Here is a 15,028-nt window from a genome sequence, read left to right as displayed (position 1 = left end):
CTCCGCCGCAGGCGGCACGACAGCCGGATCAGGCCGGCAGCCCGCCGCGTCGGCCGCGCCGCCCCCGGAAGGCCCGGCGGCCCCGGCGACCGCGCAAGGCCGCGTCGGCCGAGAATATGGGCGCGCCCGCGAGGACCAGCGGTAGCCAGGCCATCAGATAGGCGAGGTCATTGCCGTAGTAGTAGGGCGTGGTCGCCCAGCTCACGGTCAGCCACAGACTGAGGGAAATGAGAGCGCCACCGACCGCCGCCACCCGGGCGAACAGCCCCAGCAGGGTGCCTATGCCGACCGCCAGCTCGCCGATGCCGATGGCGTAGCCGAAGCCGACGGGGTTCTTCAGCGCCAGGTCGACGAGCCCGGGGAGCGCGGCGCTGTCCCGCACCGCGCGCATCAGCTCACCGAGGGAACCCGGGCCGCTGCTCGCCAGGAAGGCCGAGTCTGTGAGCTTGTCGAGCCCCGCGTAGACGAACGTGACGCCCAGGAAGACGCGCAGCGGCAGCAGCGCGTACCGCGAGAGGGCGGACCGCCGGTCCGCGCCGCCGCTCGTGTCCGTTCGGCCTGAGAAAGCCATGCCACCCGCCACCTCTCCGCCATCGCCCCGCCCACTGCCCACACCCCGACCATACGGACGTCGAGCGGAACGCGTTCAGCCCTGTGGACAACCACAGGGTTGTGGACAACCCCGCCACCCAGGTCAGGGACGGCTCAAGGGCGCCGAGCGGGCCGGTCCGCCGTCAGCCGTCAGCCTGTGCGGGCGCCGAGCGCGCTGCCCTTCAGCCACTGCTCCCAGCTGAGGTTCCAGTCGCCGTAGCCGTTGCCGAAGGTGTCCATGGGCTTGCCGGAACTGCCCGTGACCTGGACGACGTCGCCCTTGAGGCTCAGCCCGTACAGCCACTTGGCGTCGGCCGTGGACATGCCGATGCAGCCGTGGCTGACGTTCTCCTTGCCGAAGGACTCCGCGTTGTCGGGCGCCGCGTGCACGTACTCACCGCTGACCGTCTCGCGCATGCTGTAGTCGTACGAGCCGTAGAAGCCGTCGGGGTGGTTGCGCGGGATGCCGATGGAGCGCGAGTCCATGACGACCCGGCCCTCCTTGGCGAGGATGGTCTTGATGCCGTCGCGGGTCTTGAACTTCTTCTCGTCGCCGCCGCTGACGGGGATGCTGCGCAGCGTCCTGCCGTCGCGGACGACGGTCATCCGGTGGGCCTTGAGGTCCACCGTGCTGATCATCGCGGCGCCGATGGTGAAGTTGATCTGCCGGTCGCGGTCGACGGCCGTGCCGGGGGCCAGCTTCACCTTGCCGAGGCGCGCGTCGAGGGAGACCTCGGTCCCGGCGGGCCAGTACTTCTCGGGCCGGAAGTGAAGGAGGGTGTCGCCCTTGGACTCCGCCCAGTGCCAGGCCCCGGCGGTCTTCGTCGAGGTCCGGACCTTCAGCCGTCCCTCGATGCCCGCGCGCAGCCCGGGCGAGACCTTCTGCTGTTTGAAGACGATGGCGACGGGCTGTCCCACGCCGACCTTCTCGCCGTTCGCGGGCGCGATCTCGGGCCGTACGACCTTGGCGGCGCCCGGCAGCTCCACGGCGGGCGGGGCGGGCTTCTCCGGGGCGGCCACGGAGGCCGGCGCGGAGGGCCCGGACGAGGACGGCGAGGACGGCTTGCCGGAGCCGGACCGCTCCTCGGCCTCGGCGCCGCCGCCGCATCCGGTGACGGCCAGGCCGGTCAGGGCCAGGGCGGCGGACAGCCCGATGCAGCGGGAGAGGCGCATGTTCCTACCAGTCTTCTTCCGAACCGTTTCTTCCAGGCGTGACAATGCCGAGGCGGCGAGGCCCCGGCATCGCATTCATCGTAGGCAGCACGAAAGCGCCTCAAAGGCGCCCGGAAGGACGAGCCACCCCCGCCCCCGGGCGGGGGTGGGGGCCGGGGTGGCCCGGGCCGGAAGTCACCCCGGCCGGAGGCTCAGCCCAGCAGCTCCGGCTCACTGCGGGTGATCTGCTGGTACAGCGGCTGGTAGTTGATCCACGCCACCAGGTCGTTGCCGAGCTGCTCGCGGGTGTGCAGCGCGCTCTCGGGGTCGATGAGCACCGGCTTCCCGGCGGCCTTCGCGACCAGCTGCACCTGGCAGGAGCGCTCCATCGTGATGAACCACCACGCCGCCGCGTCGACGGAGTCCCCGACGGTCAACAGCCCGTGGTTGCGCAGGATCACGGCCTTGTGCGGCCCGAGGGAGGTCGCGATCCGCCGCCCCTCCTCCTCGTCGAGGACCACGCCCGTGTAGTCGTCGAAGACCGCGTGGTCCTGGTAGAAGGCGCAGACGTCCTGCGTGATCGGCTCCAGCGGCTCCCCCAGCGCGGCCAGCGCCCGCCCGTACGTGGAGTGGCTGTGCGCGGCGGCCACGACGTCCGGCCGGGCCCGGTGGACCTGCGAATGAATCGCGAACGCAGCCTGGTTGACGTGGTAGCGCCCCTCGACGACCTGCCCCTGGTGGTTCACCAGGATCAGATCGGAGACGGTGACGTGCTTGAAGGACATCCCGAAGGGATTGACCCAGAAGCAGTCCGTGAACTCCGGGTCCCGCGCGGTGATATGACCCGCCACGCCCTCCTCGAACCCGAGCCGTCCGAAGAGCCGCAGCGCGGCCGCGAGCCGCTCCTTGCGGTGCCGCCGCTCGTCCTCGACGTTCTCGTGCTGGGGCGGCATCGCGAAGTGGAGCCGGTCGGTGGGGATGGGCTCCGGCGGGGTCGGCTGCGGCATGACGGTCTCCTCGGGCGGCTCCGTGGCTACGCAAGGGAAGCTACCGCCGGGTACCCGAGGAGAACAGAGCCCTGGCCCGGGAGGTTACAGCTGGTCGATCTCCGTGAGATCGATATCGAGATCAAAGGGGACAGTCAGCTTGAGGTGATCGTGATAAATACCGGTGACGGCATAGGACTTCGTAGCCGGGTCGAGCTCGTACACATAGGCCACCGGCCGGTCGTTCTCCCCCACCATCTCGACACGCCAGAAGTGCCGGATACCGGCCTTGGCGTACTTGTGCGGCTTGGCATCCCGGTCGCGAGCCTCCGAATCGGGGGAGACCACCTCGACCGCCAGAACGACATCCTTCACGTCGTAGCGGGTCTGGCGGCGGTCGGTCACGGCCTCCGCCCGCACGACGGACAGGTCGGGCTCCGGAGCATTGCTGCGATCGATCACCACCGTCATTTCCCGCTTGACCCGTAGGCTGTCGGGCACACTCCTACGCAGACCCCTCTCCAGCAAATAGAGGGTCAGCGTATGGAAATCCCGCTGAGGACTCACGAAGACCAGACTCCCGTCGATCAGCTCAGTGTGCGGCGGGAGGTCGGGCAGGCTGAACAGATGGTCCACGGTGAAGCCACCGGGCGGCGGCACCGGCCACCGCGGCCCAGTCGGCTGCTCGGGCTCCGGCAGCGATTCGGGCATCGGTTCGGCAGTCATGAGTCCTCCCATGGACGGGATTCTGGGCCGTACAGCCAGCGTACCCACCGCAAACGCCGATGCCGCCGCTCAAACGAATGAGCGACGACATCGGCGTTGACCGTACAAAAGGCCTATCGGGAGGCCGGTGGGATCACTCCCACTCGATCGTCCCCGGCGGCTTGCTCGTCACATCGAGCACCACGCGGTTGACGTCCTTGACCTCGTTGGTGATCCGGGTCGAGATCTTCGCCAGCACCTCGTACGGCATCCGGGTCCAGTCCGCCGTCATGGCGTCCTCGGAGGAGACCGGGCGCAGCACGATCGGGTGACCGTAGGTGCGGCCGTCGCCCTGGACGCCGACGCTGCGGACGTCCGCCAGCAGGACCACCGGGCACTGCCAGATCTCCTTGTCCAGACCGGCGGCCGTCAGCTCCTCGCGGGCGATGGCGTCGGCCTCGCGCAGCAGGTCCAGGCGCTCCTTGGTGACCTCGCCGACGATGCGGATACCGAGACCGGGGCCGGGGAAGGGCTGGCGCTGGACGATCTCGTCCGGCAGGCCCAGCTCGGCGCCGACCATGCGGACCTCGTCCTTGAACAACTGGCGCAGCGGCTCGACGAGCTCGAACTCGAGGTCCTCGGGGAGACCGCCCACGTTGTGGTGGGACTTGATGTTGGCGGTGCCGGTACCGCCACCGGACTCGACCACGTCCGGGTAGAGCGTGCCCTGGACGAGGAACGCGACGTCCTCGCCGTCGGCCGCGCCCTCGGCGACGATCTCGGCCTGCGCCTGCTCGAAGACGCGGATGAACTCACGGCCGATGATCTTGCGCTTGGTCTCCGGGTCGGAGACGCCGGCGAGCGCGCTCAGGAAGCGCTCCTGCGCGTCGACGACCTTGAGCTGCACACCGGTCGCGGCGACGAAGTCCTTCTCGACCTGCTCGGTCTCGCCCTTGCGCATCAGTCCGTGGTCGACGTAGACGCAGGTGAGCTGGGAGCCGATGGCCTTCTGGACGAGGGCGGCGGCCACGGCGGAGTCGACGCCGCCGGACAGCCCGCAGATGGCGCGCTTGGTGCCGACCTGCTCACGGATCGAGGCGATCTGCTCCTCGATGACGTTGCCGGTGGTCCAGGTGGGCTCGATGCCGGCGCCGCGGTAGAGGAAGTGCTCCAGGACCTGCTGGCCGTGGGTGGAGTGCAGCACCTCGGGGTGGTACTGGACGCCGTAGAGCTTCTTCTCGTCGTTCTCGAAGGCGGCGACCGGCACGACGTCCGTGGACGCGGTGACGGTGAAGCCCTCGGGGGCGGCGGAGCAGGCGTCGCCGTGCGACATCCACACCGACTGCTCGGCCGGCGTGCCCTCGAAGAGGGTGGAGCTGACCTTGGAGACGGTCAGCGGGGTGCGGCCGTACTCACGGGCGCCGTTGTCGTCGACGGTGCCGCCCAGGGTGGTGGCCATCAGCTGGAAGCCGTAGCACATACCGAAGACGGGAACGTCGGCTTCGAAGAGGGAGCGGTCGATGCTCGGGGCACCGTCCGCGTAGACCGACGACGGACCGCCGGAGAGGATGATCGCCTTCGGGTTCTTGGCGAGCATCTCCTCCACCGGCATGGTGGACGGGACGATCTCGCTGTAGACCCGGGCCTCGCGGACGCGGCGGGCGATGAGCTGGGCGTACTGCGCGCCGAAGTCGACAACGAGGACGGGGTCCGCGGCGTTGTCGTGGGCGGCAGCAGGGGACGCTGATGGCACTTCGGCGGCCTTCCGGCGGTGAAACGGGGGGTTGGACTTTCCATTCTAACGGGCTCATACTGAGCCCCATGTTTAAGCAGCTCACCTTCGCGTTTACCTATGGCACCGGCCCGACCGGCTGCCATGGCTGTGCTGCTTGAAACACTGATCAGCGACTTCCCAGGCGCCCCGGGCCGACAAGGCCCGGGGCGTCCTGCGTTTTCCGGGTCCGATGACCGGCCTGGGGGCTCCAGAACCCCCGAGACCCCCTTAAGACCCCAGGAGACACGGACATGAGCACCCCGACCGCCGCACCCAGCACCGCCCCGGCCCCGATCGCCGCCGAGACCGGCGCCCGCACGGACGAGGCCGTCCATCTGATCACCGACGCGCGCGGGCGGATCGATGATCTCGACGGGCGGATCATCGGGCTCGTGCAGGAGCGGATGGCCGTCTCGGCGGTGATCCAACGCGAGCGGATCGCCTCGGGCGGTCCCCGGGTGAGCCTGGCCCGCGAGATGGAGATCCTCACCCACTTCAGCGACCAGCTCGGCAAGCCCGGCACCACGCTGGCCATGACCCTCCTGGAACTGTGCCGCGGACGGATCTGACCGCGGCTGCGGGCCCGGAGCCGATACAGGTCTGACGCGGACCTGACGCGGATCCGAGTTCGGGCGCCGTCACCCGTACGGCGCGTGACCGCCTCCCGACGCCCTTCGTTGGACTCGTTGTCCGCGCCAGCCAGGAGCGGCCCACTTGAAATCCACGCGTGGCTTCCGTCCCTGTTCACCTGGGCGCCCGGCAACGACAGGGCGGATCCACCGGAGTGTGAGACGTACGAGCACGTACGTCGTGGGACCTCACTCCGGTGACACGGCGACCGGTCAGCAGGGGACAGCAGCCCGGCCGCCACCCAAGATCGGTCGGTTCCAGGGACGCCTGGAACCGACCGTATCCGGTCGAAACGGTTGCGCCCGGCGAGGGACATCCCCCACGATGCCAGAGGGACACCAAATCCCTTGGCCCGCACCGTCATTGGTTGAACCAGTGGCCCGGGTCGACACGACCTCTCGAACCTGCGGCGCTTCCCCCGGCGCCGCTCCGCGGCACCGACCCTGCCCTGACTCCGGTGCCGGCAGTCAAGGGCCCCGTGGCCGCCCGCGCCCCCCGCGGAGGCGGCCACGGGGCCCTTCGCCGATCCCCGCCCGCCCTGTGAGATCAATCACGGGCGTCGGCCCCGGGGGGTGGCGCAACCATTCGCGTCGATCACTGGTCATGTACCTGCAATCGCATGGGCCATGACCGCGTTCCACACCCCCCACCGCGACGGCCCCTTCACTTCGGACCCCGAAGAGGTCTCCATGAAGCTTCGCCGCGCTCTTGCGACCGCCGCCGCCACGGCTGTCATCGGCCCCACCGCACTGCTCGTCGCCCCGTACGCCTTCGCCACCGGCGAGGCGACCGTGCCGAGCGCCTCGCCGGATCCGTCGCTCACGCCGTCCGCGCCGTCGACCCCCGGCACCTCGTCCTCGCCCGTTGTGGAGCCGCCCGCCTCGTCCGCGCCCCCGAGCCCGGCCGCGCCGTCCTCGGCCGCCTCGGCCACCACCTCGACCGGTGAGCCGGACCCATCGTCCACCTCCGGCTCCCCGACCGCCGAAGCTTCGAGCACGACGACGGGCTCCCCGGACGCCTGCGACGTGTACGCGGACGAGGCACGGATCAGGACCGAGCTCCTCGGGCTCCCCAGCAAGATCGTGGCCGGTTCCGGCTGGCAGGACTTCACCTACCGGACGACCAACACCTCCGACAGGGAGCTGCGTTCGGTCGTCGCCTATATGGACGTCTGGACCTGGGACGGCAGGGGCGAGGGGAAGGAGACCAGCCAGTACCTCGCCGTGGAGTGGTACGACGTGCGGAAGCAGGCCTGGCAGCCCCTGCCCGAGGACTTCGGCGACTTCGCCGAGACGGAGAACCTGGGGCCCCGGCAGTACGCCGACGCCAAGCTCCGGCTGAAGATCGACGCCAAGACCCCCGCCGGATACGGCTCGGCCTTCCAGGCCGGGTCCTACACCGGTCACGACGGCAAATGCGGGGACGCGGAAGGCTCGATCTTCTACTTCGACGTCCTTCCCGTCGGCAGCAGGCCCGGCAAGGTCGACGACGCCAAGGGCACCACCGCCAGGCCGGGCAAGCCCCAGCACACCAACCGGCCCGCCGCGCAGGGCAGTCTGTCCACGCTGCCCGTGACCGGTGAACTCGCCCGGACGGGCTCCTCGTCCGGGCTGCCGACGGTCGCCGCGCTCAGCGGGGCGGCGGTGGCCGTGGGAGCGGGCGCGGTCTTCGTCGTACGCCGCCGCCGTAAGGCGGACTCCGCCGCGTAAACCCGGGGAACAGCGACGGGTAAGCCCCGCTCCCCTGGAGCACGGGGCTTACCCGTGGACCTACACCGGTTCGACACCCCGCTCGGCGCGCTTCGGTACCTCCGGCACCGCCAGGAACGGCAGCCGCAACGCCCCGAAGGCGTCCTTCGGGACCGCCGGGCTGCGGGGCTCGACGGCGGCCACGCGCGTGTACGAACTGCCTTGCTCCGGACGGGGATCCGCCTCACCCTTGTTCGGCCAGAACGACATCGCACGCTCCGCCTGGGCCGTGATGGTGAGCGAAGGATTGACGCCCAGGTTCGCGGAGACGGCGGCGCCGTCGACGACGGAGATGCCCGGGTGCCCGTACAGCCGGTGGTACGGGTCGATGACCCCCTGGGTGGCGTCCGACCCGATGGGGCAGCCGCCCAGGAAGTGGGCGGTCAGCGGGGTGCCGATCAGCTCGCCGACGTTGCTGCCCGCGAAGCCGTTGATCTCGCGCGCGATGAGCGTCGCCGCCTCGGCCGCCTCGGGGATCTGCTTCGGGTTGGGCGCGCCGTGCCCCTGCCGGGCGGTGAGCAGCCCCTTGCCCGGGCCGCTCCGCTTCCGGTACGTGGTCAGGGAGTTGTCCAGTGACTGCATGACCAGGCCGATGATGGTGCGCTCGGACCAGCGGCGGTTGGAGAGCGACCGCAGGGCCGTCACGGGATGCCGCACACAGTTCGCGGCGAAGGCCACCACGCGGGGCGCGCGGGTGCCCACCGGCACCTGGCTGACCGACAGGAAACCCATCGCGTTGGAACCCTTGCCGTACCGGACGGGTTCGATGTGGGTATCGGCGTTGGGGTGGACGGAGGACGTGATCGCGACGCCGCGCGTGAAGTCGACCTCCGGCACCCCGTGGGCCTTGCGGTAGCGCCGGTTGTCGGTCATGGCGCCGACGAGGGCCTCGGAGTTGGTACGGGTGAGGTGCCCGAGACGGTCGGGGATCCGGGGCAGCAGGCCCTTGTCCTTCATCGTGTGCAGCAGCGTCTGGGTGCCGTACGTACCGGCGGCGACGACCACCCGTTCCGCGCGCAGCACCCTCGGCCGGGCCTTGCGCCGCTGGTCGGTGGGCACGGTCACGACCCTGAACCCGCCGTCGCCGTGCTCGGTGACGGCCACGACCGTGGTCATCGGGTGGATGACGGCCCCGGCCCGCTCGGCGAGGTGGAGGTAGTTCTCGGTGAGGGAGTTCTTCGCGCCGTGCCGGCAGCCGGTCATGCACTCGCCGCACTCGGTGCAGGCCCTGCGGGCCGGGCCCGCGCCGCCGAAGTACGGGTCGGGCACCTCGGTGCCCGGCTCGGCCCGCGCGGTGCCCGCCGTGCCCTCGGCGTCTCTCCCGTCCCCGAAGAACACGCCGACCGGTGCCAGATGGAAGGTGTCCCCCACGCCCATCTTCTCGGCCGCCGCCTTGAGGTGGATGTCCGAGGGCGTCATGGTCGGGTTGAGCCGGACGCCGAGCATGCGCCGGGCCTGGTCGTAGTACGGCCGCAGTTCCTCCTGCCAGTCGGTGATGTGTGCCCACTGCGGGTCGTCGAAGAACGGCTTCGGCGGCACGTACAGCGTGTTGGCGTAGTTGAGCGAGCCGCCGCCCACGCCGGCGCCCGCGAGCACCATCACATTGCCGAGGAGGTGGACGCGCTGGATGCCGTAGAGGCCGAGGGCGGGGGCCCAGAGGTAGTTGCGCAGGTCCCAGGAGTTCCTGGGCAGGGTGTCGCGGGTGAAGCGGCGGCCCGCCTCCAGTACGCCGACGCGGTATCCCTTCTCGGTCAGGCGCAGGGCGGACACCGAACCGCCGAAGCCCGAGCCGATGACGATCACGTCGTAGTCGAACTCTGCCACCGGTACCTCCGTAGGGGGTGCGGACCGTAGAGGCGGACCCGTAGGCGGCCCGTAGAGCGTGCGGGGTGTCAGCGCACGCGCAGGGCCTTCATCGCGCGAAGGCCGCGCGACATGAGCGCCGTGTACTGCTCGTCGTCCAGTCCGAACGCCGGGGCGAGCGGCAGGATCCGCTGCTGGGCGACGGTCTGGGCCTCGGTGTACTTGAGGATGCCCTCGGAGCCGTGGCGGCGCCCCAGCCCCGAGTCGCCCATGCCGCCCATGGGTGACTGCGCGCTGCCGTAGGCGGCCGCGTAGGCCTCGTTGACGTTGACGGTGCCCGCGCGCAGCCGGGCCGCGACCGCGCGGCCCCGCCGCCCGTCCCGGGTCCAGACGCTGGCGTTGAGCCCGTAGGGGGTGTCGTTGGCCCGTGCGACGGCCTCGTCCTCGTCACGGAAGCGGTAGACGGAGACGACCGGGCCGAAGGTCTCCTCCGCGCAGACCGCCATGGGTGCCTCGACGCCTTCGAGGACGGTCGGCTCGTAGAACAGCGGCCCGATGTCGGGGCGGGGGCGACCGCCCGCGAGGACGGTGGCGCCCTTGGCGACGGCCTCGTCGACGTGCCGGGTCACGGTCTCCAACTGCCGGCCGGAGACGAGCGAGCCCATGTCGGCGCCGTAGGCGAGGCCCGTGCCGAGCCGCATCGCCTTCGTACGGGCGACGAACCGCCGGACGAAGTCGTCGGCGACCGACTCGTGGACGTACAGCCGCTCGATGGAGATGCACAGCTGACCGGCGGAGGAGAAGCAGCCGCGGATCGCGCCCGCGGCGGCCTTCTCGACGTCGGCGTCACGCAGGACCAGCATGGCGTTCTTGCCGCCGAGCTCCAGCGAGCAGCCGACCAGGCGGGCGGCGGCGCCCTGGGCGACCTCACGGCCGGTGCGGGTCGAGCCGGTGAAGGAGACGTAGTCGGCGTGGGCGACGACGGCCGGGCCGACGACCGGGCCCGCCCCGAGCACGACCTGCCACACCTCCGCGGGCAGACCCGCCTCGATCAGCAGCTCACGGGCCCACAGGGCCGTGAGCGCGGTCTCGGTGTCGGGCTTCATCACGACGGCGTTGCCCGCGACGAAGGCGGGGAGGGCGTCCCCGACGGACAGCTCGAAGGGGTAGTTCCAGGGGGCGATCTGACCGACGACGCCACGCGGTTGGCGCAGTTCGGTCACCTTGGTGAAGGCAGGGACGACACCCGTGTGCCCCTTGGGCCGCAGATACGCCGGTGCCTTGCGCCCGTAGTGGCGGGCCGCGATGGCGACGGCCTGCACTTCCTCGTGCGCGTGCAGCCTGGCCTTGCCGGTCTCCAGCTGGATGAGGTCCAGGACCTCGGCCTGCCGCGCGAGCACCAGGTCGTGGAAGCGCAGCAGCACCGCCGCGCGCTGCCGGACGGGCACGGCGGCCCAGCGGCGCTGCGCCTCACGGGCCCGGTCGAAGGCGACGGCGACGTCCTGCGGGCTCGACTCCGGCAGATCGGCCAGCTTCTGCCCGGTGAAGGGCGTGTGGTTGGCGGTCGTGCCGCTGCCGAGGACACCGGTGCTGAGCCGGGCGACGAGGGCCGGGGTGACGACGTCGGCCGCGGTACGGGCCCCCGCGGGGGCAACCGGGTTTCCGCCGGGCTCCGTTGACCCCGTCGTCGCCTCTCCCGTCTCCGCTGTGCCTGCTATCTCTGCTACGCCGCGCCGCGAGTCCGTCATGAGGGCGAGCGTAGGCGTGGGCCGACACTTTGGGTACCCGCCAGTAGCCTGATTTCACCCGTCCCTGGGTGTTACTTCTCCTGGAGCTTCAGGTATTGGCGGACGTTCTCGAAGAGCTTGTCGCCGTCCTTGCGGGACTCGCCCTTCTCGGGCATCCGCACTTCGAGCTGCCAGGAGACGTTCTTGGCCTTGTTGACGATGATCTGGGTCCGGATGAGCCGCTTGGGATCCGCCGCGTCGCTCCCGGACTTGCGGTAGACGGTCTGTACCTCCGCCGAATCCATGCCCTGGTAGGCCGCCTCGCTCTTCTTCGCCACGGGGTCGTTGAGCCCCGGGGCCGTGCCGCCCTGGTAGTAGGCCTTGAGCTTGTCGGCCTCGGCGTCGGCCGAGCCGATGTCGGGCTTCGCCTGGGACGATCCCGGCTTGGGTTCCTCCGTCGCCCGGGTCAGATAGATGACGAACACGCCGCTGGGGTCGCTGAAGCCGACCCATCCCTTGTCGGCGTCCGTGGTCTTGATGTAGTCCTCGGGGACCGCGAGGGACGCCCGCACGATCTCCGGCTCCTCCCGGACCTTCCAGTGCAGGGGTATCGCCGGACCGACCGCGAACGGGTTCACGATCAGGAGCGCCGCCGCGACGCCCAGGGCGAGCACGCCGCCGCCGAGGCCCCACTGCGCCTTGCGGTTGCCCTGGAGCACGGGCGGCACCCAGCGGCTGCCCGTGCCCGACGTCGCGGACGGGGCGAACGCCGTCGGCTGCGGGGCCGTCGGACGGGCCACGGACTCCAGCGTCTGCCGGGCCTCGGCGCTCGTCGGGCGAGCCGCCGGGTCCTTGCGGAGCAGCTGCATGACGAGCGTTCCGAGCGCTCCCGAGCCGCGCGAGGGGGTCTGCGGCTCGGCGGACAGGATGCTCTGGAGGGTGGCGGGGGTGTTGGTGCGGCGGAAGGGGGAGACGCCCTCCACGGCCGCGTAGAGCACGACGCCCAGCGACCACAGGTCGGACTCCGGCCCGGGCACCTGGCCCAACACACGTTCCGGCGCGACGAATTCGGGCGAGCCGACGAAGGCACCGGTCTCGGTCAGGCCCTGCTCGCCCTCGATCTGCGCGATGCCGAAGTCGGTGAGCACCACGCGCTCGTCGGGGCCGAGGAGGACGTTGTCCGGCTTCACGTCGCGGTGCAGCACGCCGGCCGCGTGGGCGGCGGACAGCGCGCCCAGGACCGAGAGGCCGATCCGGGCGGTCTCGCGGGGGTCCAGGGTGCCCTCGGTGAGCCGGTCGGCGAGGGAGCGCCCGCGCACCAGCTCCATGACGATCCACGGGCGGCCGTCCTCGATCACCACGTCGTGGACGGTGACGACCGAGGGGTGGTCGATGCGGGCGGCGGCGCGGGCCTCGCGCTGCATGCGCTGGTAGACGGTCTGCCGCATGCTCTCCGGCAGGTGGTCGGGGACGCGCGGCTCCTTCACGGCGACGTCGCGGTCGACGACCTCGTCACGGGCCTTCCACACGGTGCCCATGCCGCCGTGGCCGAGGCGGGAGACGAGCCGGTAGCGGCCGCCGATTCTGCGGCCACTCCCCGGCTCGGCCGTGCCGTGAGCGGCCGCGGGCTGCGGGGGCGGGGTGTGGTGGGCCGTCGGCTGATACGTACCGTTCGCCCCGTTCGGTGCCGCGAATTGGCCGGAATAGGGATTGGCCGGCGCGCCGAACGCAGCCGGAGCACTCGGCGGCTGGAGCCCGTAGCTGGTGGGCTCGTCGGCCCGTCCCCCGTGGTTCGTCATGTACCAATCATTACCAACCGGGGGACCGTGGGCGCACCTCGGCCACTCGGCCCCGCCCCAGGTCAGGGCGACGAAACCGGCCGGGTGCGCACAAAGGTGTCCAGGGCGGTGTCGAAATGCCGGCGCCCCTCGACCGACTTGGTGGCCGGGCCCGAGACCCACACGTCGTACATCTTCCCGGCCTCGTCCCAGCCGAGGTCGAAGGTGTGGCGGGGCCCCGCGTCCTCCTCGAAGCCGTTCCAGGTGAACTCCCAGGACGCGGCCGGGTACCCCTTGTGGGTCGTCTTCTCGACGCGGCCGTCGCAGTAGCCGGGGTAGCGGTCCGGGGCCCGGGCGGCGGAGTCGCGCATCGCGCCGATCGGACCGCCGGGGCGGGCGTCCTGGATAAGGATGCCGATCCGGAACTCCTTGCCGGGCGAGTAGTAGAAGACGCGCGGTGGTTCGAAGGAGCGGGTGTAGCCCTCGGGTACGGCGAGCGCGAACCCGGCCGGGTCCCGGACGACCTGATACCCGGCGGGTGCCTTGACGCGCGGCGTGCTGGGCGGCGCGGAGGCCACGGCCTGGTTCGAGGGCATCGACGCACGTCCCGGCTTCGGGTCCACCGGCTTCGACTCCCGGTCGACCAGGACGACGGCGAGACCGGCTCCCATGCCGGCCAGGGCGGTGAGGGCGACGGCCGCCGCCACGACGGTACGCGCGCGCCCGCCCCGGGGGCTTCGGGGCGGGCAGGTGGGTGACGGATCACCGCTCGTGCTCTGCGGCGTCTCGCTGGAGACCGGCACGGGCGGTGGTACGGGAACGCTGCGCTGCGTCGGGGTGTAGCGGGCGGACGGCGCGAGCCGCCCGGTGTCGAGGTAGCCGCGCAGCAGCCGCTCCGCCTCGTCCGCGCTCATCCGGCGCGCCGGGTCCCGCTCCAGCAGGCCGCGCACGACCGGAAGCAGCGGGCCCGCGTCGGCGGGTGGCCGGATCTCGTCGTAGACGACGGCGTGCAGGATCCCGCCGAGGGAGTCACGGTGAAAGGGGGACGCACCACTGAGCGCGGTGCACAACAGCACCCCCAGGGACCACAGATCGGATTCCGGACCGGCGCGACCGCCCGACATCCGCTCCGGCGCGGTGTACTCGGGCGAGCCGACGAACGCACCGGTCTCGGTGATCGTCGTCGCCCCCGACACCTGGGCGATGCCGAAGTCCGTCAGCACGACACGGCCGGTGCCGGCCTCCAGGAGGACGTTCGCGGGCTTGATGTCCCGGTGCAGCACCCCGCGCGCGTGGGCGGCGCGCAGCGCCCCGAGCAGCGCGACCCCGATCCGGGCCGCCTCCCGCACCGGCACCGGGCCCTCCGCCGACAGCCGGTCGGACAGCGCCCGGCCGTCCACCAGCTCCATGACGATCCAGGGACGCCCGTCCTGCTCGACGATGTCGTGCAGGACGATCACATTCGGGTGCTTGATCTGCGCGACCGTACGGGCCTCGCGCAGCGTCCGGTCGCGGTGCGCCTGCGCCTCGGTGGCGCTCAGCTCGTCATCGACGTGCAGCTCCTTGACCGCGACTTCACGGGCCAGCAGCTCGTCATTGGCACGCCAAACGGTGCCCATGCCGCCACGCCCGATCCTCGGCCCGAGCCGGTAGCGACCGGCGATCAACCCTTCGGGTGCAGCGAAGGTCCCCATGGCCCCATCTTGCCCCACCCCTCCGGCCCGATACCGGCGGCGTCCCCCATCCAACAGCCCGAATTCAACCGGCCTGGCTCCGTTCGATCACCACCAGCACCCCGTGACTCCCCCGTCGCACGGCGTGCGAGGTATTGGGCGGTACGACATACAGCTCACCTGCCCGGACGGCCACCGGCACGCCTGCCACGGTGAGTTCGAGGCACCCGTCGAGCACGAACAGCGCCTCGGCGCTGTCGTGCGCCTCGTCCTCCAGCCCGCCGTCGTCCATCCGCAGCACCTTCACACAGGCCCCGCCGGCCTCGCCGAGCACGCGTGAACTCCACGCTCGGGGGAGGGCTGCGGCCACGTTTCGTACGTTGATCGTTTCCATGGACGGTGACGCTAGTGGCGCGGGGCGCGGCGTTGGCTGACCGTTGGGTAAAGCTTCGCGGCAGGGC

General features: G+C 71.2%; 12 protein-coding genes. 2 read left to right on the top strand and 10 right to left on the bottom strand.

Annotated elements, in window-relative coordinates:
* Positions 1–28 precede the first annotated feature (28 nt).
* From AB8O64_RS21955 to guaA, 5 genes are all read right to left on the bottom strand, one after another.
* Positions 29–571, bottom strand: a complete 543-nt coding sequence (locus tag AB8O64_RS21955) for a DoxX family protein (RefSeq protein WP_370420850.1) — start codon at positions 569–571, stop codon at positions 29–31.
* A gap of 170 nt (positions 572–741) precedes the next feature.
* Entirely contained in the window at positions 742–1,764 is a 1,023-nt protein-coding gene (locus AB8O64_RS21950; RefSeq protein ID WP_370420848.1) for a L,D-transpeptidase, read from the bottom strand.
* A gap of 191 nt (positions 1,765–1,955) precedes the next feature.
* A complete protein-coding gene (locus AB8O64_RS21945; protein WP_365378489.1) occupies positions 1,956–2,750 on the bottom strand; it encodes a class II aldolase/adducin family protein in 795 nt (264 codons plus the stop codon).
* Positions 2,751–2,834: 84 nt separating this feature from the next.
* Positions 2,835–3,455 carry a Uma2 family endonuclease gene (locus AB8O64_RS21940; RefSeq protein WP_370420846.1) on the bottom strand — a complete coding sequence of 207 codons (621 nt, stop codon included), beginning with the start codon at positions 3,453–3,455 and terminating at the stop codon, positions 2,835–2,837.
* Positions 3,456–3,588: 133 nt separating this feature from the next.
* Entirely contained in the window at positions 3,589–5,187 is a 1,599-nt protein-coding gene (guaA, locus tag AB8O64_RS21935; RefSeq protein WP_370420845.1) for a glutamine-hydrolyzing GMP synthase, read from the bottom strand.
* A gap of 272 nt (positions 5,188–5,459) precedes the next feature.
* Between guaA and AB8O64_RS21930 the strand changes: the two genes are divergently transcribed.
* Together AB8O64_RS21930 and AB8O64_RS21925 are read left to right on the top strand one after the other, a co-directional pair.
* A complete protein-coding gene (locus AB8O64_RS21930) occupies positions 5,460–5,777 on the top strand; it encodes a chorismate mutase (RefSeq protein WP_370420843.1) in 318 nt (105 codons plus the stop codon).
* Positions 5,778–6,464: 687 nt separating this feature from the next.
* Complete coding sequence (locus AB8O64_RS21925; protein WP_370420842.1) at positions 6,465–7,547, top strand: hypothetical protein; 1,083 nt, start codon at positions 6,465–6,467, stop codon at positions 7,545–7,547.
* Between the two features lie 60 nt (positions 7,548–7,607).
* On the opposite strand, the gene AB8O64_RS21920 is transcribed toward AB8O64_RS21925, so the two are convergent.
* From AB8O64_RS21920 to AB8O64_RS21900, 5 genes are all read right to left on the bottom strand, one after another.
* Positions 7,608–9,410, bottom strand: coding sequence for a GMC oxidoreductase (locus tag AB8O64_RS21920; protein WP_370420841.1), 1,803 nt, complete (start codon positions 9,408–9,410; stop codon positions 7,608–7,610).
* A gap of 68 nt (positions 9,411–9,478) precedes the next feature.
* Positions 9,479–11,137: a succinic semialdehyde dehydrogenase gene (locus AB8O64_RS21915; RefSeq protein WP_370420839.1), complete on the bottom strand. Its 1,659-nt coding sequence runs from the start codon at positions 11,135–11,137 to the stop codon at positions 9,479–9,481.
* Between the two features lie 71 nt (positions 11,138–11,208).
* On the bottom strand, positions 11,209–12,915 hold the full coding sequence (locus tag AB8O64_RS21910) for a serine/threonine-protein kinase (protein ID WP_370420837.1): 1,707 nt from the start codon (positions 12,913–12,915) through the stop codon (positions 11,209–11,211).
* Between the two features lie 62 nt (positions 12,916–12,977).
* Positions 12,978–14,588 (bottom strand): serine/threonine-protein kinase, encoded by a 1,611-nt coding sequence (locus tag AB8O64_RS21905; protein ID WP_370420835.1) that lies wholly within the window; start codon positions 14,586–14,588, stop codon positions 12,978–12,980.
* A 64-nt stretch (positions 14,589–14,652) separates the two neighbouring features.
* The gene (locus AB8O64_RS21900) at positions 14,653–14,961 is read right to left on the bottom strand and encodes a cupin domain-containing protein (RefSeq protein ID WP_370420833.1); all 309 of its coding nucleotides are present in this window, start codon (positions 14,959–14,961) and stop codon (positions 14,653–14,655) included.
* Positions 14,962–15,028 lie beyond the last annotated feature (67 nt).

Origin of the sequence: Streptomyces sp. QH1-20 (assembly GCF_041283565.1) — a bacterium.
GTDB classification, from domain to species: domain Bacteria; phylum Actinomycetota; class Actinomycetes; order Streptomycetales; family Streptomycetaceae; genus Streptomyces; species Streptomyces syringius.
The sequence above is the reverse complement of the archived record's forward strand: the minus strand, read 5'-3'. Positions and strand labels throughout refer to the sequence as shown.

What these genes read in the sequence shown, in the direction of transcription:
- AB8O64_RS21955 (WP_370420850.1), bottom strand. Translation starts at nt 571, where the DNA reads ATGGCTTTCTCAGGCCGAACGGACACGAGCGGCGGCGCGGACCGGCGG.
- AB8O64_RS21950 (WP_370420848.1), bottom strand. Translation starts at nt 1,764, where the DNA reads ATGCGCCTCTCCCGCTGCATCGGGCTGTCCGCCGCCCTGGCCCTGACC.
- AB8O64_RS21945 (WP_365378489.1), bottom strand. Translation starts at nt 2,750, where the DNA reads ATGCCGCAGCCGACCCCGCCGGAGCCCATCCCCACCGACCGGCTCCAC.
- AB8O64_RS21940 (WP_370420846.1), bottom strand. Translation starts at nt 3,455, where the DNA reads ATGACTGCCGAACCGATGCCCGAATCGCTGCCGGAGCCCGAGCAGCCG.
- AB8O64_RS21930 (WP_370420843.1), top strand. Translation starts at nt 5,460, where the DNA reads ATGAGCACCCCGACCGCCGCACCCAGCACCGCCCCGGCCCCGATCGCC.
- AB8O64_RS21925 (WP_370420842.1), top strand. Translation starts at nt 6,465, where the DNA reads ATGACCGCGTTCCACACCCCCCACCGCGACGGCCCCTTCACTTCGGAC.
- AB8O64_RS21915 (WP_370420839.1), bottom strand. Translation starts at nt 11,137, where the DNA reads ATGACGGACTCGCGGCGCGGCGTAGCAGAGATAGCAGGCACAGCGGAG.
- AB8O64_RS21910 (WP_370420837.1), bottom strand. Translation starts at nt 12,915, where the DNA reads ATGACGAACCACGGGGGACGGGCCGACGAGCCCACCAGCTACGGGCTC.
- AB8O64_RS21905 (WP_370420835.1), bottom strand. Translation starts at nt 14,588, where the DNA reads ATGGGGACCTTCGCTGCACCCGAAGGGTTGATCGCCGGTCGCTACCGG.
- AB8O64_RS21900 (WP_370420833.1), bottom strand. Translation starts at nt 14,961, where the DNA reads ATGGAAACGATCAACGTACGAAACGTGGCCGCAGCCCTCCCCCGAGCG.